Source organism: Gallalistipes aquisgranensis (genome assembly GCF_014982715.1).
GTDB classification, from domain to species: domain Bacteria; phylum Bacteroidota; class Bacteroidia; order Bacteroidales; family Rikenellaceae; genus Gallalistipes; species Gallalistipes aquisgranensis.
In genome coordinates this window covers 1125906-1147093 of sequence record NZ_JADCJY010000001.1, presented here as the reverse complement: position 1 = coordinate 1147093, position 21188 = coordinate 1125906, and the positions used below count along the sequence as shown (strand labels likewise).

Sequence of the window (21188 nt, the reverse complement as noted above, 5' to 3'; positions counted from 1 at the left end):
CGCAAAAAACACAACGTCTTATGCTGAACGAACATATTGCGTCTCAAATTTACAGTAATTTTGGATTTGAACCAACATTTGGTCAAAAAAAAATAATAGAAAAGTTTGCGGACTATCTGTGTGATCCCGACTTTTCCCGGATTTTCATTCTGAACGGATATGCCGGAACCGGTAAGACCACGCTGATCGCATCATTTGTCAAGACGCTTAAGTCGTTGAAAATAAAGCCTGTGCTGCTCGCTCCGACCGGGCGTGCCGCCAAGGTGATGGCCCGCTACACGGGGGAGAAGGCTCTTACGATCCATAAAAGGATATACCGGCAGCGGACGCTGGCCTCCGAGGAGGCGCGTTTTTCGCTGGACATCAACCGGGAGAAGGATGCCTGTTTCGTCGTGGACGAGGCTTCGATGCTCTCCAACTATGCTTCAGACAACGACATGTTCGGGTCGGGTTCTCTACTCGACGATCTGGTACGGTATGTGCGCGAAGGGGTGCGTTGCCGTCTGGTGCTGGTGGGGGACGACGCGCAGTTGCCTCCCGTGGGGCACGACCGGAGTCCGGCGCTCGATCCCGGGCACATGGAGGGATACGGCCCGGTGGAGTACGTGTCGCTGGACGAAGTGGTGAGGCAGGAGGTCGATTCGGGAATACTTTTCAATGCCACGATGGTCCGTTGCATGCTGGAGGCGGGTATCTACGAACCGCCTCTGTTCGAGATGTCGTATCCCGATGTGAAGGCGATCGACGGAAGCGAATTCATGGAGGCCGTCGAGGAGTGTTACGGGAAATACGGAAGGGACGAGACGATCGTCATTACGCGATCGAATCGGCGGGCCAACCGTTTCAACGAAGGAATCCGGCGTTACGTGCTCTATGCCGAGGAGGAGATCGAGTCGGGCGATATGCTGATGGTGGTGAAAAACAATTATCACTACACCGAGCGGATCGAAGAGCGTCGGATGGAGTTCATCGCCAACGGCGACATTGCCCGGCTGGACCGTATCCGGCGTTTCGAGGAGCTCTACGGCTTCCGTTTCGCCGAAGCGCGGCTCACGTTTCCCGATTACGACGACACGGAGATCGAGTGCCGGATTCTGCTCGATACGATCGCTTCCGAATCCCCTTCGCTTACGAAGGAGCAGAGCAGCCGGCTGTTCCATTCCGTCGCCGAGGACTATGCCGATATCAAGAGTAAAATTAAAAGGTATAAGGAGGTGCGGGAAAACCCCCATTTCAATGCTGTGCAGATCAAATTCGCCTATGCCGTCACTTGTCACAAGGCGCAGGGCGGACAGTGGAAGGCGGTCTTCGTGGACCGCGTGCTTTTCGGCGACGAGCCGATGAGCCGCGATCTGATGCGCTGGCTGTACACGGCCTTGACCCGCGCCACCGAAAGGCTCTATCTGGTGAATTTCGACGAGCGCTTTTTCGGCGGTGGGGAATCGAAAAATTAGTTATATTTGTGAAACAAATGGTGCTCGCCATGAAAAAACATTCGGTAATTCTGTGTTGCCTGGGGCTTTGTTCCCTTTATTTGAGTTGTGCCTGTGCGGCTGAACGGGACAGCGTGCGGCGAAGCGATCTTTTCGGTTTCGGAGCCGTTTCCGTTTCCGATGGGATCGAGACAGTCGTTTCCTCCGGAGTGGACGGAGTGACGGTTGTGGCAGGAAGGGGGATGATGTCCCTGCTGAAAATCGAAGTGGACGGGGATACGTTGAAGATCGGTGTCCGGCAACGACCGGAGGGCGGAATGACTTCCCGCAGAAAGGAGCGTGCGACCGTCTACGTGCCGAGGAAAGAGTATCGTTCGTTTACGGTGGCGGACGGGGCAGCCCTCCGGTTGCCGGAGGATTACCGGGCCGACATCTTGCGGATCGGAGCCGCTTCGGGAGGGAATGTGCGGGGCGGGTTGCACTGCACGGCTCTGATCCTTTCCGCCAGCTCGGGCAGTACGGTCCGGCTGGAGGGCGTATGCGATTCGCTTGTGACCGAAGCTGTCGGCGGTGCCCAGGTGCGGTGCGAGGCCCTGCAGGCCGGGAATGTCGCCTGCCGGGCTGCTTCGGGCGCTCTGGTGCGGGTATACGCCTCCCGCGGGATAGATGTGACGGCCTCCGGTGGTGCGAGGGTCGTTTACGACGGCGGGGGTGAAGCCCACAGGGTCGCTGTACGTTCGGGGGCCTCCCTGAAGAGGAAGGAGTAGAATCTCAAATTATATAAATTTCGGAAAATATTTTGGCTACGCAAACGACAGAAGAGAAGAGACCGGGGAAGAAGTATGTGGAGACTCCCCTGATGAAACAATATTATGCCGCCAAGGCCCAACATCCCGATGCAATCCTGCTTTTCCGGGTGGGGGATTTTTACGAGACGTTCGGCGACGATGCCATCCGGTCCAGCGGTATCCTCGGAATAACCCTCACCCGCCGGGCCAACGGTTCCGCCTCGTCGGTGGAGTTGGCCGGTTTTCCTTATCATGCACTGGACACCTACCTGCCCAAACTGGTGCGGGCGGGCGAACGGGTGGCCATCTGCGAGCAACTGGAGGACCCCAAGACTGCCAAGACCATTGTAAAGAGGGGAGTGATCGAGCTGGTCACTCCGGGTATCGCATTCGACGACAACGTGCTTTCCCCAAAAGGGAATACTTTTCTGGCGGCAGTCTTTTTCGGACGTAAGAGTACGGGAGTCTCTTTCCTTGATGTCTCCACGGGTGAATTCTATGCTGCGGAGGGGAGTGCGGAGTATATCGACAAGCTGCTTTCGAATCTGGCTCCCAAAGAGGTGCTCTATCAGCGCAGTTGCGAAGAGCGTTTCCGGACGGAGTTCGGGCGCAGATACTACAGTTACCGGCTTGACGAGTGGGTTTTCTCCGAGGAGATCAACCGGGAAAAACTCTGCAAGCAGTTCGGGTGCACCTCCCTGAAAGGGTTCGGCATCGAGAGCATGGGCAGTGCGATCGCGGCGGCGGGAGCCATTCTCTACTATCTGGAATTTACCGAACACAAGAATATCGGCCATATCGCTTCCATTTCGCGGATCGACGAGGACCGCTACGTGTGGGTGGATAAGTTCACTATCCGCAATCTGGAGCTTTTCTCCGCGAACGGGTCGCGCAACCGGGGCGGATTCGCCGAAGTGATCGACCGCACCGTCTCCCCGATGGGGGGACGCCTGCTCAAACGGTGGATCGCCCTGCCAGTCAAGGATGTAAAGCAGTTGAACGAGCGTCTGGACGTGGTGCAGTGTTTTCATGACAACGCCGAACTGCGCGATGCGGCGGGCGAGGCGTTGGAGTTGGTGGGCGACCTGGAGCGGATCGTTTCACGGATCGCCGCCCAGCGCGTGATGCCCCGGGAGATCGTGCAGTTGAAAAACACGCTCTATGCGGTCGAAAAACTGAAATCCGTACTGGAAAAATCGGGAGACAAAGGCTTGAGGAGACTGGCCTCGAAGCTCGACCTTTGCCCGGAGGTGCGGGAGAAGATTGCCCGGGAGATCTATCCCGATCCTTCGAACCAGATCGCCAAGGGCGGGGTGATTGCCGACGGGGTGAATCTGGAACTGGACGACTTGCGTCGGATCGCCCTTCACGGCAAGGACGTGATCGCGGAGATTCAGCAGCGGGAGAGCGAGGCTACCGGTATCCCATCGCTCAAGGTGAGCTTCAATAATGTATTCGGTTACTACATCGAAGTGCGCAATGCCCACAAGGACAAGGTGCCCGGTAACTGGATCCGCAAGCAGACGCTGACTTCGGCCGAACGCTACATTACGGCCGAACTGAAAGAATATGAGGAAAAGATTCTGGGCGCCGAGGAGAAGATGCTCGTGTTGGAGCAACAGATCTATGCGGGGGTGATCGCGTTTCTTTCGGGCTGGCTCCAACCTCTCTTGCACGATGCGGCTGTCATCGCCCGTATCGACTGTCTGCTCTCTTTTGCCCGTATCGCAGTCGAACGCCACTATTGCCGTCCGGTACTCGACGAGGGAAAGGCGATCGAGATCCGGCAGGGACGTCATCCGGTGATCGAGACGCTGATGCCGGTCGGAGAGCAGTATATTCCCAACGATGTCTATCTGGACGATACGGAGCAGCAGATCATTATGATTACTGGACCCAACATGTCGGGTAAGTCGGCCCTGTTGCGACAGACGGCTCTGATCGTGCTGATGGCCCAGATGGGGTGCTTCGTACCGGCGGCTTCGGCCCGGATCGGTATCGTAGACAAGATTTTCACGAGGGTGGGGGCTTCCGACAATATCTCCGAGGGAGAGTCGACCTTCATGGTGGAGATGCTCGAATCGGCCAGTATCCTGAACAATATCTCCGACCGCAGTCTGGTGTTGCTGGACGAAATCGGCCGGGGTACCAGCACCTACGACGGGATTTCGATCGCATGGGCGATGGTCGAGTACCTGCATCAGCACCCCAAGGCTCGGGCCAAGACCCTTTTCGCCACGCACTATCACGAGCTCAATGAGATGGAGCAACTCTATCCCCGTGTGAAGAACTTCCATGTGACGGTCCGGGAGATAGACCGGAACATCGTTTTTCTGCGCAAGTTGGAGCCGGGCGGTACGGAACATTCGTTCGGTATCCACGTGGCCCGTATGGCAGGTATGCCCCTTTCGGTGGTGAAGCGGGCCGAGCAGGTACTGAAAGACCTGGAGGCCGCCCACCGGGCCGGGGCCGGCATTGCCGACGGCGAGGCGATGAAATCGGACATTACCGATGTGAAAGAGCCGGTCGGAGGCATGCAGTTGAGCATGTTCCAGTTGGATGACCCGGTGTTGATTCAGATACGCGATGAGGTGAAAGGTCTGGATATCGACTCGCTCACTCCGCTCGAAGCACTGAATAAATTGAACGAGATCAAAAAGATCGCCGGAATCTGACGGATTGCCGTTCGGGTGAAACGAAGGAGGTGCGGAAATTTCCGCACCTCCTTCGTTTTCTGTTTATTCCTATACTTCGTTTAAGGAACTGATTCTGTCTGCAAGCATGGGCTCTTTCGGAGAGACCGGAAACTACTCACGTCTCCAGGCTCCGGTGATCTCCGCGATGTACATTTTGTGATATGTCCCGTCGGAGTACCACTTCGTGTCGGGAGACGGGTCGAGGAACCGTTCGGGACGGATCATGTCGGCATAGAGTTTGCGGCACTCCAGTACCATGTCGGCCTGGGTGAAGGTCACGTTGCCTTGTTCCGTGAATTCGGGCGTTAATCCGGCCCGGGCCACTTTGTCCGTGTCCCGTCCCGAAAGAGTACCGCATATTTTCAGAGCTTCGCGGTACTCTTCGCCCAGAAACGACAGGGTGAAAGTCTCGTTCTCCTCCATGAAGCCGAACGTATATCGGTTCGGACGCACGAAGACGAAAACTACCGGTTTGTTCCACAGGTAACCCATGCCGCCCCAGTTGGCCGTCATGGTGTTGAAGCGTTTCCGTGTGCCGGCCGTGACCAGCATCCAGCGGTCGGCGATCAGCCCGATCGCCTTTTCCGAAATCTCTTTGGGATTCAATGCGTTCATCGTGTATTTGATGGATGCGGAAATGCCATCTCCGGACATGTCCTCCGGAAATGGCATCCTGTGTTTGACATTCGTTATTTCGACCGTATTACGGATTTGATGTTCTCGATTAACATGTAAACCGCCACCGAGTTGAAGCCGCCTTCCGGAATGATGACGTCCGCATACTTCTTGGAGGGTTCCACGAACTCTTCGTGCATCGGTTTGACCGTGTTGATATATTGCTCCACGACCGATTCCATCGTGCGGCCCCGCTCCCTCACGTCCCGCAACAGGCGTCGCGCCAGCCGCAGGTCGGCGTCCGTGTCCACGTACACCTTCATGTCCATCAAGTCGCGCAACTGTTTGTTCTCGAAGATCAGAATCCCGTCGATAATCAGTACCTTCGATGGCATGACCCGAACCGTCTCTTCGAGCCGGTTGTGCTCTACGAACGAGTACACCGGCCGTTCGATGGGTACCCCGTCCTTGAGCGTCCGGATGTGTTCGACCATCATTTCCGTGTCGAACGACTGGGGATGGTCGTAATTCAGTCTGGTACGCTCTTCGTACGTGAGGTTTTTGTATCCTTTGTAATAGTAATCGTGGCACAGAGTGACCACTTCGTCCTCTGCAAAAGCCTCCTGCAACCGCCTGACCAGCGTGCTTTTGCCCGATCCCGTTCCTCCTGCGACTCCTATGACCGTAACGTCGAACATGTTGTCCGGTTTTATCGTTCGTCTTATCGGCTATGCGTCGATCTTGGCATACTTGGCGTGCCGCTCGATAAACTCCCTGCGGGGCGGCACGTCGTCACCCATCAGCATGGAGAAGATACGGTCGGCTTCGGCGGCACTCTCGATCGTTACCTGGCGCAGAATCCGCGTCTGCGGGTTCATGGTCGTGTCCCACAATTGCTGCGAGTTCATCTCTCCCAGACCTTTGTAGCGCTGGATGTGCAACCCCTTGCCGCCGAATTCGGCGACGGTCGCCTCACGCTCCTCTTCGGTCCAGCAGTACCGTTCGTTCTTGCCCTTTTTGATCAGGTAGAGCGGGGGGGTGGCGATGTAGACGTGTCCGTTCTTGAGCAGATCGTTCATATAGCGGAAGAAGAAAGTCAGCATCAGCGTGGCGATGTGGCTTCCGTCCACGTCGGCATCGGTCATGATGATGATCTTGTTGTAGCGCAGTTTGTCGAGGTTCAGTGCCTTGCTGTCCTCCTCGGTGCCGATCGTCACGCCCAGCGCGGTGAACATGTTTTTGATCTCTTCGTTTTCGAATATCTTGTGCTCCAGCGCCTTTTCCACGTTCAGAATCTTACCGCGCAGAGGCATGATCGCCTGGAACACCCGGTCCCGGCCCTGTTTGGCCGTTCCGCCTGCGGAGTCTCCCTCGACGAAGAATATCTCGGTGATCTCCCGGTCGCGGGACGAACAGTCGGCGAGTTTGCCCGGAAGGCCCGAGCCCGACAGCACCGTTTTGCGTTGCACCAGTTCCCGTGCCTTGCGGGCCGCATGGCGGGCCGTGGCGGCGAGGATCACCTTGTCCACGATGGCCTTGGCATCTTTGGGGTGCTCTTCGAGATAGTTGGACAGGGCCTGTGCGATGGCTTGGTCCACGGCGCCGGCGATCTCGCCGTTGCCCAGTTTGGTTTTTGTCTGGCCTTCAAACTGGGGTTCGGCCACTTTGACCGAAATGATGGCTGTCAGTCCCTCGCGGAAGTCGTCGCCGTTGATCTCGAACTTGAGTTTGGAAAGCATGCCCGAATCTTCGGCATATTTTTTCAGCGTGCGGGTCAGGGCCCGGCGGAAACCCGTCAGGTGTGTGCCGCCTTCGATCGTGTTGATGTTGTTGACGTAGGAATGTACATTCTCCGAAAAACTCGTGTTGTACTGCATGGCCACTTCCACGGGTACACCGTCTTTTTCCGTGTCGATGTAGATGACATTTTCGATCAGCGGTTCGCGGTTGGCGTCGAGAAATTTGACGAATTCCAGCAGGCCGTCCTGCGAATAGTACTCCTCGCGCAGCGGTTCGCCCTTTTCGTTCTTTTCCCGGTAATCGGTCAGATTCAGCCGCACGCCCTTGTTCAGGTAGGCCAACTCACGCAGACGCGACGAGAGAATGTCGAAACTGTACTCCGTCGTGGTGAAGATCGTACCGTCGGGTTTGAAGGTGACGATCGTACCGTGGCTGTCGGTTTCGCCGATGACCTCCATTTCGGAAATAGGCGCGCCCTTGCTGAACTTCTGGCGGTACTTTTTCCCGTTGCGGTGCACTTCGGCGATCAGCAGGTCGGAGAGCGCATTCACGCAGGAAACGCCCACTCCGTGCAGTCCGCCCGACACCTTGTAGCTGCCCTTGTCGAACTTTCCTCCGGCATGCAGCACCGTAAGTACCACTTCCAGCGCCGATTTGCCCTCTTTCTCATGATAGTCGGTCGGAATGCCGCGGCCGTCGTCCTCCACGGTGATCGAATTGTCCTCGTTGATATAGACCTCTATGTTGGAACAGTAGCCGGCCAGCGCCTCGTCGATCGAGTTGTCCACCACTTCGTACACCAGATGGTGCAGGCCCTTGATGCCGATGTCTCCGATGTACATCGCGGGACGTTTGCGGACGGCTTCCAATCCTTCGAGCACCTGAATGCTCGAGGCGGAATACTCTTCGGCTTGCTGTTTCTTTTCGATTTCTTGTTCTGTGCTCATATTTTCTTTGAAATGTAGTCTGCAAATATAGCGAATTTATTCCTAAATCCCAAGCAGGGAGTGGATGTCGATCTCCTCCATTTTTCCCTGGTAAAAGCGGACCGTACGGGAAGGATATTGTTGGATGTTGGTGATGTTGTGGGTGGACATGACGATCGAGCAGCCCCCCTCCACGATCTTTCTGAACAGGTTCATGATGTCGTCCGCCGCCGAGGGATCGAGGTTACCCGTCGGTTCGTCGGCCAGGATCACTTTCGGGTCGTTGATCAGGGCCCGTGCGATAGCCAGCCGCTGCTGCTCCCCGCCCGAGAGCTGGAAGGGCATCTTGTACTCCTTGTTTGTCAGTCCGACCAGCCCCAGTACCTCTTCGATCTTGCGCCGGATATCCGTTTCGTTGCTCCATCCGGTGGCCTTCATCACGTAATAGAGGTTGTTGAACACGTTCCGGTCAGTCAGCAACTGGTAATCCTGGAAAACGATTCCTATCCTGCGCCGCAGGTAGGGGATGTCCTTCCTCCGCAGTTTGCGCAGGTCGAAGCCAACGATGCGCCCTTCGCCTTCGCACAGAGGAAGTTCCGCGTAGAGGGTTTTGAGCAGACTGCTCTTCCCGCTGCCCACGCGTCCGATCAGGTAGACCATTTCTCCGCTGCCGACTTCGAAATCGATCTCGGAAAGCACCAGTTCGCCCCGGTTCTTGCTCGAAGGTTTCATCCGGCGGAACGGTTCCCTGCTGTGGTAGATAGATGCGTTTTTCAGTTCGATGACGTTGCTGCTCTCCATGCTTCGTGTGCTATTTCAAACCTTCAAAATTAGGTATTTTTTCGCGGAAAATGAAATCAGGATGCCGCTTTCCGTTGCAATCTCCTTTAAATTCCTTATATTTGAGGATAAACGATAGCACTATGAAAACGATCCGCTATTGCAACGACCCTTTCGAGGCGCAGGTGATCCGGGCGAGGCTCGAAAACGAGGGAATTCCGGCCTGTGTCATCAACGAGAATATCAATACGATGCTTCCCTATGCCACGGCCATGTCCGATTTGAGAGTCCAGGTGGTCGTGGACGATGCCGATGCGGAACGGGCCCTCGCCCTGCTTGCGGAAGGGGCTGAAACGAACGATGTCGCACCGGTCTGTCCCCGGTGCGGGTCGGAAGAGGTGGTTTATGGGTTCTGGGGTGGCTGGAACGGCTGGAAAAGAGTCGCCGTTTTCCTATCGCTTTTCGCCGCATTTACGGGTGGTGCGGTCGGAAATTTGCAGAACCGTTATTATTGCCGCAGGTGCCGTTACGAATTTAAACCCGGCGGGAGACAATGATATTCGGGAAAAATCGTTATCTTTGCAGAGTAATTGCGAACGGAATCTGTTCGGAAGACCGGGGGCGACCGGTTTTGACAGCAGGCAGAGTCTGATTGTAAGCACGCCGAGCTTTGTGTGGTGGCTCGTAAATCTCAACGCTCGAACTACAAATGGCGATAACAGCTATGCACTCGCTGCCTAATTTACCGAGTAAATTAGCTTAATCCCCGGGTCCAAGGAGGCTTGGGGACGAGTACCCTGCCGGTTTCTCCCGCTTCTTGAAAGATCGGCATACAGGGTATCGGAAATGAGAAGATAGTCCCGGCGGATGTCTGTGCGCCGGGGCGAAATCGACAGACTGGGGCCCGCGTTGGGTTGCCTTTCACCAGGCGCAGGCAGAAGGACGAACGAAAGGATAAGCGTGTAGAAAGCTTTTGGGTTCCTTGTTTGGACGAGGGTTCGACTCCCTCCGCCTCCACAATCAATGTTGGTTTACAGGTATATTAGTAGATCAAAGGGACTAAGCAGGGACTAATTTTCGGATTGGTCCCTGTTTTTATCGCATAATTCAAAATCAATATCAAATGTCCGCAACGTGTTGTTTTTTGACAATATATGTCGTATTTAAAGGTTGTTGCATTTTTCCAGAAAAGACTTAGACTATTGAGTTCAGAGTCTTTTATTCGTATATCCCGGTAGCTATTTCTTAATCAAAGTAATTCCCGAAGGGTAGTAGATAATATTACTCGACTTGGGGGCCCATTCTATCGTATATTTGCTGAATTCAATAACCGCTTTTCGCGGGTCTTTAGAATCCAATGTCATGATCCCCTTGATAATGAGTTTTGTGTGTCCTGTCACTAATTCTCATAGGAAGAATATTTACATGCTCTTCCACATTTCCATAAATGGAGGAGTTAAAAGCTGTATATGATGTTTGTATCTGGTCGTTGATGACCGTTCCATTTTTGATATATTTCACCCCACCTAATGCTACTTCTATTGATTGTTTACCTAAAGGCATTATTCCTTTTATAATCTCTATTTCGAATCTGTCCGACCCCGATTGCCAGACCCATGTCCCGACAAATTTCGGTAATTCTGCGTCGTACAAGTAATCTGCATTCGGGTAGTCTGAGAAATCCCTTACGCTTGCAGTTTTTTGGCCGAAAGTCTGACCAACGAAACATAATGCAATAAAAACAAAAATCAATTTGTTTTTCATAACACGGGAATTCCTTTAGCACTGATATCTTCCATCATCTTTTTCACGTCGTGTTTATCGACCAAGTAGAGTGGATATTCATCGGTAGCGTTGATACCGTCCAGATTTTGCGTGATGGAGATACGAATCCCTCCGAGGAACAATTTGCTGAATCTTATCCGAGATATGTTTTGAACAGGAAATTTATGTGAATACTTGAAAATACCGTTCTTTACACATATTTGTTCCTCGTCGACAGTCAGATGGTAGGCCTGGGCAAATCCGGCACAGAGCGAACCTGTCCCGACCATGATTCCCCCTATGCACGAACCTATTGCGGAGAGAGGATTGAGCAAAAGGATGAAAAAGGCGGTCAGCGTGACCAGCAGTATGGCACTCAACGACAGATACAGGATGCCGTACGGCGCCTTGTAAAATTTCATTTTATATGTTTTCATCGCTTGCCCTCCTTCAGATATGCCCCCATGTTGACCGTTTCTATTTCCACCCCATGATTCTGTAAATCAAAGATGAGTGGTTTGATCTGGTCCGGTGACACCAATTCGATGTAATAGGTGTGTTTTTTCCCTTCGGTATATATTTTCATAGAGGGATAACCGTATATATTTTTAGGCCCGACGAATCGAATCAATCCGATCTGATCATATCGGTAACTTCGATGAATGAATCTGTATATTTCTCCCCGCAGAGTAATCGTAGTGTCATCCACGATTACATAGGTGTAAAATGCCGAGAAATATAAAATTACAGATAACATCAAGGCACATAGAGCAGAATATGTCACAATACTTGCTACGGAATACAATACCAAAGAAACATTGGACAATGAAAAGATTAGTGCTGCAAGCATAGGTAAAATCATTGTCCACGTCCGTTGTAAGGACCACGGATTGCGTCTGTAAATTTTCATATCATCCGCATAATTATTCGTAATTCTGTTTCAAATAGGAGGAAAGCGTATTTTGTCCGAAATCTTTAAAATGGGGTACTTCTTGTCCTCCGGGACGATCACCGGATCGTAAGCCGTCAGCTGCGGGGTGTCCGGCGTGCGGGACGGATTCTTTCAGACGATAGACTGAAGCAGACACGGATTGAACTGTCAAACCCGCCACACAAAAAAGAAAGATCGCTTTTCTCATTTCAATCGTTTAAAACTCAAAATGCCTGTCATTTTCACAAACTGTACATCTTTACTGTTGGACCACAGGGTGAAAGTCGTATATCGTTTGATCTTCTGCTCGATGGAGTAGTATTGGTCGGGAGGGATCGCGGTAAGCAAAGAATCGTCATCGATGATAAAACCAACCTCGGAAACCCTCCCGTCGTGTTCCACGATCAGTCCTATGTACATCTGTTCTTCTGCATTCTTTAATGCCTGTAACACGGAGTCAGGCAATACTTCTTTGACGGCCCTGTACAATGTTTGTTCATATGGCTGGTTTTGAGTGGCGCCGTAACCTTTGGAACCGTCGGCAAGGGTCCCGTCCAACAGACGTAGGGGGGTGTTGATTTTTGTATATTGCATGTTTTCGATACGGTATGCCCCTGTCGATGTAACTTTTACTCTGTAAGTAACCGAATCTCCGGAAACAGTGGTGTGACCTTGATAATAATTTGTCTGACCATGGACAAAAGACAGTCCGCAGAACAAAAGCAGGGTGGAAAAAATGACTGTTTTCATACCTCCAAAGTTCATGACTTTCCCATGAAACGAACGGGGAACCGCTTTTCACCGACCGATGCAAATTTACTCGACCTCCTGTTCTCTCCACCCTTCAAGGACTCCCCGTCCGGGTATGTGCGAACCGATCGTGCCTTTGATATATAGCGTCATGTAGTATGAGTATCTGTGCGGATCGTCGCGTCTTTTCCTGGGGCGACTCTGGCATACGGGGCAGGTGCATCGGGAAAAGATGGGAACAGGTATTGTGGTTCCTTTTATCGGAATCGGTGTGCAGAGCAGCTGTCGTCCCTGCGGATCATATATTTCGAGCCGGTCGTATTTGTGCAGTTTCTTTTCCCAATGGCCGATGTAGGGTATTTCGGACGCGGTCGCTTTCTGTACTTTCAGCGGAAACGTGTAGGACCATCCGCCTCTCCCCTGGCGCGTATTGCCGGACCGGTCCGTGATCCGGACATACAGCATCGTCGAATCTGCTGCGAAAGACTGGTATTCCAGATACGTCACCAGTTTCTTGACCCGATCCGCCTCGGGAGGTTCTTCCCATCCGCCGATCGGCGTATTCCTTTATCGAAATATTCGAATACCGCCTTACGTACCAGAATCGGAGGAACGTATGAAACAGGAATGGGCTCATCTTCCGGAATGTATCGGAACAGATTCTTGTTCCTGTCTCGGAGCAGGATGGCTGTGACACCGCGTTCCGTGTCCTTTTCCAGCCCCACCCGATAGTCGTATTCCGAAACGGAATAGTATTCCGTCCAACTCTTCTCCCCGGTTTTCCGGCTCGAGTACTTGCGGGTCATGTCGAATCTCAGGCCCATGACTTTCAATGATCCGGGCGTGTCGGAATCCAGGACGATCACCGAATCGCGAGCCGTCAGTTGAAGGGGGGGCCGGGTGGCCGGCGTGCGGGACGGTTTCTTTCAGACGATAGACTGAGGCGGAGGACGGAACGGCGAGTGCCAGACCGATTCCTGCGATGAGAGTACGGACAATTCTGTTCATACCGGTCGAGTTTTGTCGTATGTGGTTCGTATTCGGTTTCCGTGGCTGCAGGCGGACAGTGTGTTCGCATCCGGATCGAATATACGGAATTTCCATCGGAAAAACAAGGGAACTTCCCGGATTTCGGAGGGCCGGAGCCGGTTGTGGTATGAACCTTGCATTTCAGACCAGGGCGTACTCCGGGAGTATGCGATATATTTTCCGAAAAGAAAAACAAAACAGGATTATTTATGAAAGAATCGAAAGAAAAAGCCGGCCCGAATGTTTGCCGGCGTCCGGGACAGACGCCGCAGGACGTATGCGTCAATACGCAGCTCACACCGGACGATACGATCAGCGGCACCGTCTCCGTCGACCGTCATAAGGCTTATGCCAAAGAGGTGGAGGAGGACGTGGTGAAGATCAATCCCGACGTGAACAGCATGGAGAGCCGGGGATGAACCCTTCAAAGAGGAAAAGAGATGAAAAAGGAGACAACAGAAGGTTGCGGTTCGAAAGGATACGAACAGCAGTTCGACCGTCAGAAGGAATCGCTCGGGGCGGTGGTCGGAGGAGCCGAGAAAGACGTGAAAGAGGAGGCCCGGCAGGCGGTGAAAGAGGTGAAGGCGCGGGCAAGGGAGCATATTCGCCGGACCCGAGACTATGCCGACAAGGCCCGGAAGATGGGGTGCGGCTGCGCTTCCGACGCTCGGAAGCAGGCCCGTCGGGTGAAAGAGGAGATCCGGGAAGAGGTGAGGGAGGCGAAAAAGACGATAAAGGGTCGTGTGGAGCGTTTCCGGACCGGGGAGGATACGATCTTGTCCGACATAGAGAACCAGCCGACCTGCCGTCCGGACCTTGCTTCCATCGCTTCCCACATGGAGAGCGACGGCGATTACCGGGCAACGGACGACCGTGGGACGAGGAACAATTACACGCAGCGCGTGATGGAACATACCGAAGGTACGAAGGAGCGTATCCGGCAGGATGTGGCCGATTCGGCCGAAGACATGCAGCGCAGGGTGAACGATCTCTATTGGGAGCACTGATACCGGGTAAGGAAAATCGGACGGGGCCACGATAGATATTATCGTGGCCCCGTCTTTACGGTGTTTCGAAAAGACGGGAAAAAGGCAAATTTTGCGGGGGGACGTTTTTCCGGAAATCGTCCTTCCGGGCCCCTGCGGGCGGCTCGTTGTCCGGATTTGTTAGAAAATGTCCGTAACGGAATATGTAAGACATTGGTTGGCAAAATGATCCGATAGTCTCCGGAATCTTTCCCGGCCCGGATTTTGCGACATCTCCGGGCGGATATAATTACCAAACCTTTTAATCGTTAAGAACATGAAAAGATTCATTTACCTGTTCATTGCAGCGTTTGCAATCACCTCGTGTCAGAAAGACCCGGACATGGATGACCTGGACAATGATTTCCTCGTCTACACCAGCTACGATGCCAAGGCGGACTTCGCATCCTTTACCAACTATGTGCTGCCCGACAGCATCCTGCTGATCGGCAGCGGCAACAAAGCCGAATACTGGAAAGGCGAGGATGCTCAGGAGATCATCGACGCCTTCGTTGCCGGCATGGACGGACGCGGCTATACGCGCGTCACGGAAAAAGACCAGGCCGATCTGGGTATCCAGCTTAGCTATGTCAAACAAGTGACCTATTACGTCGGGTACGACTCTCCCTACTGGTGGTATTATTACCCCTATTACTGGGCTCCGGGTTACTGGGGTAACTGGTATGGCTGGTATTATCCCTATGCCGTCTATTACGGTTACACTTCCGGTTCGATGCTGGCTGAAGCCGTCGATCTGAAAGCGGAGCAGGGGGCCGGTCACAAGCTGCCTGTGGTGTGGAACGCTTTCCTCGGCGGACTGCTCAGCTCCTCGGGCCGCTATAATCTGGACCGGACTTTGCAGGCTGTCGATCAGGCGTTTGTGCAATCTCCCTACCTGAAGAAATAACCGATTGTTTACTTTAGCTAAAAATCCGATGATTATGAAAACAATGAGATATCTGATCGTTAAGACGGCATTGCTCTCCGCACTGTTCGTGCTCGCCTTTATGCCCGGGAAGGCCCAACTCATTCCCGACGGCTACTTCAACGTCGACTGGCAGTACAATGTACCGCTGGGTAAGAGTTTTGCCGACAAATCCTCCGGTTGGGGAATGAACTTCGAAGGGGGCGCCTTCGTCACACCTGCGATTACGGTCGGGGGATTCATTTCCTATCACACCAATAACAAGTACATCGACCGCCAGACGCTGGACCTGGGACGCAACTCTTCGGTCAACACCGACCAGCAACATTCGCTGTTCCAGCTGCCGTTCGGTGTTTCCGGACGCTACAATTTCTTTAAGCACAGCGTTTTTCAGCCTTATGCGGGCTTGAAGATAGGTCCCAATTTTACCCGGATTTCCACCTATTATTACGTTCTGAAGACGTACGAGAACACCTGGGGATTCTATCTGTCGCCGGAACTCGGCGTCAATATATTCCCCTCGCCGGCCAACCGGTTCGGGTTCCACGTGGCAGTCTATTACAGTTATGCATCCAATCATGACAACCTCTGGATCTATTCGATCGATGATCTGAACAACTTCGGTTTCCGGATCGGTGTTTCGTTCTGATGTTACTGTCCGGGCTGGAATCTGCAAAAGGGTAGGGGGACTCGCTTCTCCCTACTTTTTTGTAATTCAGCGACTTGCTATTTTGTTGGGTATTTTTTTGCCGATTTTTTTTCAGGTTTATATTTTTTATCTATCTTTGCGACCGAATTAATCGCTCGATTCGTCTAACGGTTAGGACGGCAGATTCTCATTCTGCAAATAGGGGTTCGATTCCCCTATCGAGTACGGAAAGACACCCGATCGGATGATCGGGTGTCTTCGTTTTGCCGGGTCTCTCCTTCCGGACGGAAAAAATCGCTGAAAAACGGTAATATTGGTAAGATGAGCTGTGATTCGTGTACAAATTTTTACCTAGTTTTAGGTATATTTGCAACGATGTAAGGATATGGACGTTCACACTAATTTCTATCTATGTTGCGGAAAATAAGAATAACCCTTGCTCTCGTCTGTTTCGTGTTCGTCACATTGCTGTTTCTCGACTTCACGGGAACGTTTCATGCATGGTTCGGGTGGCTGGCGAAAATACAGTTTCTGCCGGCCGTGCTGGCGCTCAATGTCGGGGTCGTCGCCCTGCTGGCGGTGCTGACCCTGCTGTTCGGCCGTGTGTATTGTTCGGTGATCTGTCCGCTGGGTGTTTTCCAGGATGTCGTTTCATGGATCAGCGGACGCCGGAAACGGAAGAAATACCGTTTTTCCTACTCTCCGGCCAAATCCTGGCTGCGTTACGGGGTGCTGGCACTTTTCGTGTGTGCCGTGGCGGCGGGTGTCGGGTCGTTCGTGGCCCTGCTCGCGCCGTACAGCGCTTACGGGCGTATCGTGCAGAACCTGTTCGCCCCGCTGTACGGATGGGGCAACAATCTGCTGGCCTATCTCGCCGAACGAGCAGGTAGTTACGCCTTTTACACGACGGATGTATGGCTAAAGAGCCTGCCCACCTTTCTGATCGCGGCCGTCACGTTCATCGTGGTGGTCCTTTTGGCCTGGAGGGGGGGACGGACCTATTGCAATACGATTTGTCCGGTAGGTACGGTGTTGGGACTGCTTTCCCGTTATTCCTTGTTCCGTCCGGAGATTGACCCGCAGAGGTGTAATGCCTGTGGTTTGTGTTCCCGTGCGTGCAAGGCTTCCTGTATCGACGGCAAAGCCCATAGGATTGATTACAGCCGCTGCGTGACCTGCCTGGACTGCATTGAGACCTGTACTCACGGGGCTATCCGTTACGATTTCCGTTTCAAGAAGCGGCAACCGCAGCCAGTCGCCGCAGTCGGAGAGAAGACGTCGGAGACGGATGCCGCCCGCAGGGGATTCCTTACGGGTTTGGGATTGTTGGCCGGTACTGCAGCTCTCCGGGCTCAGGAGAAAAAAGTGGATGGCGGCCTGGCCGTTATCCTGGACAAACAGATTCCGAACCGTGCCACCCCGATCGTTCCGCCGGGTGCCCAGGGGCTCCGCCACATGCGAACCCATTGTACGGGCTGTCAGCTCTGCGTTGCGGTGTGCCCTACCGGTGTATTGAGACCGTCGGCCGGACTGGAGACCCTGATGCAGCCCGAAATGTCCTACGAACGCGGTTATTGCCGTCCGGAGTGCGGGAAATGTGCGGAGGTGTGTCCGACGGATGCGATCCGCCTCACCGACCTGGCTGAGAAATCGTCCGTTCAGATCGGGCATGCCGTCTGGATAAGTCGGAATTGCGTGCCGCTGACGGACGGTGTGGAGTGCGGAAATTGTGCCCGCCATTGTCCCACGGGAGCCATTACGATGGTCGCATCCGATCCCGAAGCGGAGAACTCCCCGAAAATACCGGCCGTGAACGTCGAACGCTGCATCGGTTGCGGTGCCTGCGAGAACCTTTGCCCGGCCCGGCCCTTCAGTGCCATCTATGTGGAGGGGCACGAACAACACCGAACGATCTAAATTTGAAATCACTATGGAAACGAAAGGCAAAAAGATAGATCGCCGTGAATTTCTCCGCCGGATCGGAGCAGGAGCCGCGGTCACCTCGGCGGCGGTGCTGGCCGGCTGCGGAGGGAAAAACACGCCCGTATTGGGTGGCCAGCCGGTACAGGGCGAGGTCCCGACCGACCGGATGACTTACCGGACCAATCCGAAAACCGGGGAACGGGTGTCGCTTTTAGGGTACGGCTGCATGCGCTGGCCGACGCTCGGCGGAGAGGACGGTGCGGACGAACTCGACCAGGAGACGATCAACCGGTTGGTGGACTATGCCATCGGACACGGGGTGAACTATTTCGACACGTCGCCGGCCTATTGCAAGGGACGATCCGAAAGGGCTACGGGTATCGCTCTGAGCCGTTATCCGCGTGAAAAATATTTCATCGCCACTAAACTGTCGAATTTCGCTCCGAGCACCTGGAGCCGGGAAGCGTCGATGGCCATGTACCGCAACTCCATGAAAGAGCTTCAGGTGAACTATCTGGACTATTATCTGCTTCACGGAATCGGTATGGGAGGCGACGGAATGGGGGCGTTCCGATCCCGTTACGAGGAGAACGGAATGCTCGATTTTCTGCTGGCGGAACGTGAGGCCGGGCGTATCCGCAACCTCGGTTTCTCCTATCACGGGGATATCCGCGTGTTCGATTACCTGCTGTCGCAGCACGACCGGTATAAATGGGACTTCGTGCAGATCCAGCTCAACTACGTGGACTGGAAACATGCCAAGGAGGTCAACGCACGCAATACGGATGCCGAATATCTTTACGGGGAGTTGGCGAAACGGGGTATTCCGGCCGTCATCATGGAGCCGCTTCTGGGCGGACGGCTTTCGAACGTGCACGACCATATCGCGGCCAAACTTCGTCAGCGCCGGCCCGAGGCGAGCGTCGCTTCGTGGGCTTTCCGGTTCGCCGGTTCGTTTCCGGGAGTGCTGACGGTGCTGAGCGGTATGACCTATATGGAACATTTGCAGGACAATCTGCGCACCTATTCGCCGCTCGAGGAGCTGACCGACGACGACAAGGCTTTTCTCGAAGAGACGGCTCAGGCTCTGCTGCGTTATCCGACTATTCCTTGCAACGACTGCAAATACTGTATGCCCTGTCCCTACGGGCTGGACATTCCGGGAATCCTACTTCACTTCAACAAGTGTATCAACGAGGGGAATATGCCTTCCTCGTCGCAGGATGCCAACTACCGGCGGGCCCGCCGGATATTCCTAGTGGGGTACGACCGTTCGGTGCCCCGTCTGCGGCAGGCCGACCACTGTATCGGTTGCGGGCAATGCAATCCGCACTGTCCGCAGGGAATCGACATTCCCCGGCAGATGCAGCGCATCGACCGGTTCGTGGAAGACCTCAAACAGGGGCGGGTATTTTAAATACCTGCCTTTTTTTGTTTTGTTGTATATAATTTCGGCGCAAAATGTTACCTTTGCGCCAGCAATGGTTCGATAACCGTCTCTTCGGAGACGGCTCGATTAAAAGGGAATGCCGTGCGAATCGGCAACAGTTTCCGCTGCTGTATGTTCCTGCCTTGCCGTTCGGGAAATCCCTGCGGCAGGGTCAAAAAGTTTTAAAATTACGCCACTGGTATTGCTGTTGCCGGGAAGGCTTTAAAACAGGAACGAGTCAGAAGACCTGCCTGCATCGGATTTTACAGACCTGCGGTTTACGGGTGGCTGTGAAAAACATACTTCCATGCCTGTCTTCGGCTTGCTGTAAAATCTGATTGTTTTTTAATTTTTATTAATTAAAAGTTTACAGCAAAATGAAGAATTTTTTCTGTTGTGCGTTGGCCTTGGCCGTGTTCGTATCCTGCGGCAAGGACGAGGGCGGGAATGAAGAGGGGACGCTCGTCCCGAAAATCACGGGCATCGCTTTTTCCGATGGGCAGAGCCTTGCGAATGGAATCAATCTCGATGTGGACAGCGATCCGGTGACGATCACCCTCAGCGCTGAAGATGCCGATTCTTACAAATGGACGCTGGACGGCGAGGAAATAACCTCGGCCAGCGGCAATTCCTGTCGGTTTTCCGATACGAAGTGGTCCGGTGCTTACACACTGACCGTGTCGCTGACCAACAGCCGGTACGCTACGACGGCCGACACTTCCTTTACGATCAATGTGAACGGTCCTTACAGGGGAAAACTGCTGGCGATCGGAGGCGAAGGAGGAATTACCGTCTTGAACGAGGATTATTCTACGTTCGAAAGCGACAAACGGATCAGTGGTGTTTCGGCCAATCAGGGGGCCGCATTGTATGGAAATGATCTGTACGTTACGGTGGGAGGAGATAACCCTCTGGTCATTGCCGATCCCCAGACTTTGAAGGCCAAAAAAGTGATTGAGAAGGGAAACAGCGGAGACAAAGAGACGTTTCCCTCCTGCGGAACTATTTACAGAACCTTTAAGGTGGACGACCGGAAAGCCTATATCATCTGTGCCCAGAGTGCAACCATCGGAGGCTTTCAGGTCGTGGACCTGACGGAAAGGAAAGTGGTCCGGCATGTGGTCGTTCCCAAAAACATTCCCGAGTTGATGTGTCGCCTGGGCGATAAGGTGTTGGGTGCAACCTCAGAAGGCTTGTACACCGTCGATCCGGAGACCGATGCGGTGACACCTGTTTCTGCTGCTTTCGGGGAGAACCGTCATGTGGTGGGTCTCACTGTCGGAAACGAGGGCGAGATCTATGTGGCGGTAGGAGCCGAGTTCAGCGGCATGAGTGCCGTGGCCGGTTCTTCCGGCAAGATCGTTCGTCTGAACGGGACGACTTTTGCCGTGGAAAAAGAGTATCCGTTGTCGGGTGCGCTGCTGAATGCTTATACGATGGGGTACACCGACGGCTCGGGGCTGCGTCATCTGCCCGGTGAAAATGCGTTGCTGTTCTATGGTAAGGACTCATTTATGTATGGAGCCAAAACCAATGTCTATCTGTTCGATTTGAATGCGGAAAGGTTGACGATGATCAGTACCGGTCAGTCTCTCGGTTCTGCCGGTACGCTCGATTTGAGTTATGACCGCAAAACCGTTTTTGGCGGATTCGGCTCTTATTCGTATGCTTTCTATCGTTTCGATTTGAGCACCGGAACTTCGGCGAAATTGTGTAATGGAAACGGTTACAGCGCCGGTTCGGTGATCGATCTGCGGTAGAGACGCCCGCTCCCGACAGGAAGGC

21 protein-coding genes, 1 tRNA gene, 1 other RNA gene and 1 riboswitch are annotated in these 21188 nt (G+C 53.6%); of the genes, 13 read left to right on the top strand and 10 right to left on the bottom strand.

Features of this window, described 5'->3' with window-relative positions; translation table 11 throughout:
• Positions 1-20 precede the first annotated feature (20 nt).
• The 3 genes from INF32_RS04445 to mutS all read left to right on the top strand — a co-directional run bounded on the left by INF32_RS04445 (position 21) and on the right by mutS (position 4896).
• Positions 21-1454: an ATP-dependent DNA helicase gene (locus INF32_RS04445; RefSeq protein ID WP_226387201.1), complete on the top strand. Its 1434-nt coding sequence runs from the start codon at positions 21-23 to the stop codon at positions 1452-1454.
• Between the two features lie 29 nt (positions 1455-1483).
• Positions 1484-2200, top strand: coding sequence for a head GIN domain-containing protein (locus INF32_RS04440; RefSeq protein WP_226387200.1), 717 nt, complete (start codon positions 1484-1486; stop codon positions 2198-2200).
• Positions 2201-2292: 92 nt separating this feature from the next.
• Positions 2293-4896, top strand: a complete 2604-nt coding sequence (mutS, locus tag INF32_RS04435) for a DNA mismatch repair protein MutS (protein ID WP_226388101.1) — start codon at positions 2293-2295, stop codon at positions 4894-4896.
• A 132-nt stretch (positions 4897-5028) separates the two neighbouring features.
• Here mutS and INF32_RS04430 read toward each other — a convergent pair whose 3' ends face one another.
• The 4 genes from INF32_RS04430 to INF32_RS04415 all read right to left on the bottom strand — a co-directional run bounded on the left by INF32_RS04430 (position 5029) and on the right by INF32_RS04415 (position 8999).
• The gene (locus INF32_RS04430; protein ID WP_226388100.1) at positions 5029-5532 is read right to left on the bottom strand and encodes a flavin reductase family protein; all 504 of its coding nucleotides are present in this window, start codon (positions 5530-5532) and stop codon (positions 5029-5031) included.
• Between the two features lie 74 nt (positions 5533-5606).
• Positions 5607-6230 (bottom strand): uridine kinase, encoded by a 624-nt coding sequence (gene udk / locus INF32_RS04425; protein WP_226387199.1) that lies wholly within the window; start codon positions 6228-6230, stop codon positions 5607-5609.
• 30 nt (positions 6231-6260) lie between these two features.
• Positions 6261-8219, bottom strand: coding sequence for a DNA topoisomerase (ATP-hydrolyzing) subunit B (gyrB, locus tag INF32_RS04420; RefSeq protein WP_226387198.1), 1959 nt, complete (start codon positions 8217-8219; stop codon positions 6261-6263).
• A gap of 42 nt (positions 8220-8261) precedes the next feature.
• Positions 8262-8999 (bottom strand): cell division ATP-binding protein FtsE, encoded by a 738-nt coding sequence (locus INF32_RS04415; RefSeq protein ID WP_226387197.1) that lies wholly within the window; start codon positions 8997-8999, stop codon positions 8262-8264.
• A gap of 122 nt (positions 9000-9121) precedes the next feature.
• Between INF32_RS04415 and INF32_RS04410 the strand changes: the two genes are divergently transcribed.
• Both INF32_RS04410 and ssrA read left to right on the top strand, forming a co-directional pair.
• Positions 9122-9535 carry a putative signal transducing protein gene (locus INF32_RS04410; protein WP_226387196.1) on the top strand — a complete coding sequence of 138 codons (414 nt, stop codon included), beginning with the start codon at positions 9122-9124 and terminating at the stop codon, positions 9533-9535.
• 60 nt (positions 9536-9595) lie between these two features.
• Positions 9596-9998, top strand: a transfer-messenger RNA (tmRNA) gene (ssrA, locus tag INF32_RS04405).
• Positions 9999-10325: 327 nt separating this feature from the next.
• On the opposite strand, the gene INF32_RS04400 is transcribed toward ssrA, so the two are convergent.
• The 6 genes from INF32_RS04400 to INF32_RS04375 form a co-directional block, all read right to left on the bottom strand.
• Positions 10326-10742 (bottom strand): DUF6705 family protein, encoded by a 417-nt coding sequence (locus INF32_RS04400; protein ID WP_226387195.1) that lies wholly within the window; start codon positions 10740-10742, stop codon positions 10326-10328.
• Positions 10739-11164 carry a hypothetical protein gene (locus tag INF32_RS04395; RefSeq protein ID WP_226387194.1) on the bottom strand — a complete coding sequence of 142 codons (426 nt, stop codon included), beginning with the start codon at positions 11162-11164 and terminating at the stop codon, positions 10739-10741. The genes INF32_RS04400 and INF32_RS04395 overlap by 4 nt, the downstream gene beginning before the upstream one ends.
• Positions 11165-11665: 501 nt before the next feature.
• On the bottom strand, positions 11666-11881 hold the full coding sequence (locus INF32_RS04390) for a hypothetical protein (RefSeq protein ID WP_226387193.1): 216 nt from the start codon (positions 11879-11881) through the stop codon (positions 11666-11668).
• Complete coding sequence (locus INF32_RS04385; RefSeq protein ID WP_226387192.1) at positions 11878-12423, bottom strand: hypothetical protein; 546 nt, start codon at positions 12421-12423, stop codon at positions 11878-11880. Before INF32_RS04385 ends, INF32_RS04390 begins: the two co-directional genes overlap by 4 nt.
• 66 nt (positions 12424-12489) lie before the next feature.
• Positions 12490-12930 (bottom strand): hypothetical protein, encoded by a 441-nt coding sequence (locus INF32_RS04380; protein ID WP_226387191.1) that lies wholly within the window; start codon positions 12928-12930, stop codon positions 12490-12492.
• Positions 12927-13247 carry a hypothetical protein gene (locus INF32_RS04375; protein WP_226387190.1) on the bottom strand — a complete coding sequence of 107 codons (321 nt, stop codon included), beginning with the start codon at positions 13245-13247 and terminating at the stop codon, positions 12927-12929. Before INF32_RS04375 ends, INF32_RS04380 begins: the two co-directional genes overlap by 4 nt.
• A 414-nt stretch (positions 13248-13661) precedes the next feature.
• Between INF32_RS04375 and INF32_RS04370 the strand changes: the two genes are divergently transcribed.
• The 8 genes from INF32_RS04370 (at position 13662) to INF32_RS04335 (ending at position 21163) form a co-directional block, all read left to right on the top strand.
• Positions 13662-13871, top strand: coding sequence for a hypothetical protein (locus INF32_RS04370; protein WP_226387189.1), 210 nt, complete (start codon positions 13662-13664; stop codon positions 13869-13871).
• Positions 13872-13892: 21 nt separating this feature from the next.
• Positions 13893-14459, top strand: coding sequence for a hypothetical protein (locus tag INF32_RS04365; RefSeq protein WP_226387188.1), 567 nt, complete (start codon positions 13893-13895; stop codon positions 14457-14459).
• Between the two features lie 295 nt (positions 14460-14754).
• Positions 14755-15384, top strand: a complete 630-nt coding sequence (locus INF32_RS04360; protein ID WP_226387187.1) for a DUF4136 domain-containing protein — start codon at positions 14755-14757, stop codon at positions 15382-15384.
• A 34-nt stretch (positions 15385-15418) separates the two neighbouring features.
• Positions 15419-16051 carry an outer membrane beta-barrel protein gene (locus INF32_RS04355; RefSeq protein WP_226387186.1) on the top strand — a complete coding sequence of 211 codons (633 nt, stop codon included), beginning with the start codon at positions 15419-15421 and terminating at the stop codon, positions 16049-16051.
• 153 nt (positions 16052-16204) lie between these two features.
• A tRNA-Glu gene (locus INF32_RS04350) sits at positions 16205-16276 on the top strand.
• Positions 16277-16462: 186 nt separating this feature from the next.
• Positions 16463-17968, top strand: coding sequence for a 4Fe-4S binding protein (locus INF32_RS04345; RefSeq protein WP_226387185.1), 1506 nt, complete (start codon positions 16463-16465; stop codon positions 17966-17968).
• Between the two features lie 13 nt (positions 17969-17981).
• On the top strand, positions 17982-19391 hold the full coding sequence (locus INF32_RS04340; RefSeq protein WP_226387184.1) for an aldo/keto reductase: 1410 nt from the start codon (positions 17982-17984) through the stop codon (positions 19389-19391).
• Between the two features lie 48 nt (positions 19392-19439).
• A riboswitch (cobalamin riboswitch) is annotated at positions 19440-19672 on the top strand.
• A gap of 108 nt (positions 19673-19780) precedes the next feature.
• On the top strand, positions 19781-21163 hold the full coding sequence (locus tag INF32_RS04335) for a DUF5074 domain-containing protein (RefSeq protein ID WP_226387183.1): 1383 nt from the start codon (positions 19781-19783) through the stop codon (positions 21161-21163).
• Positions 21164-21188: the final 25 nt, after the last annotated feature.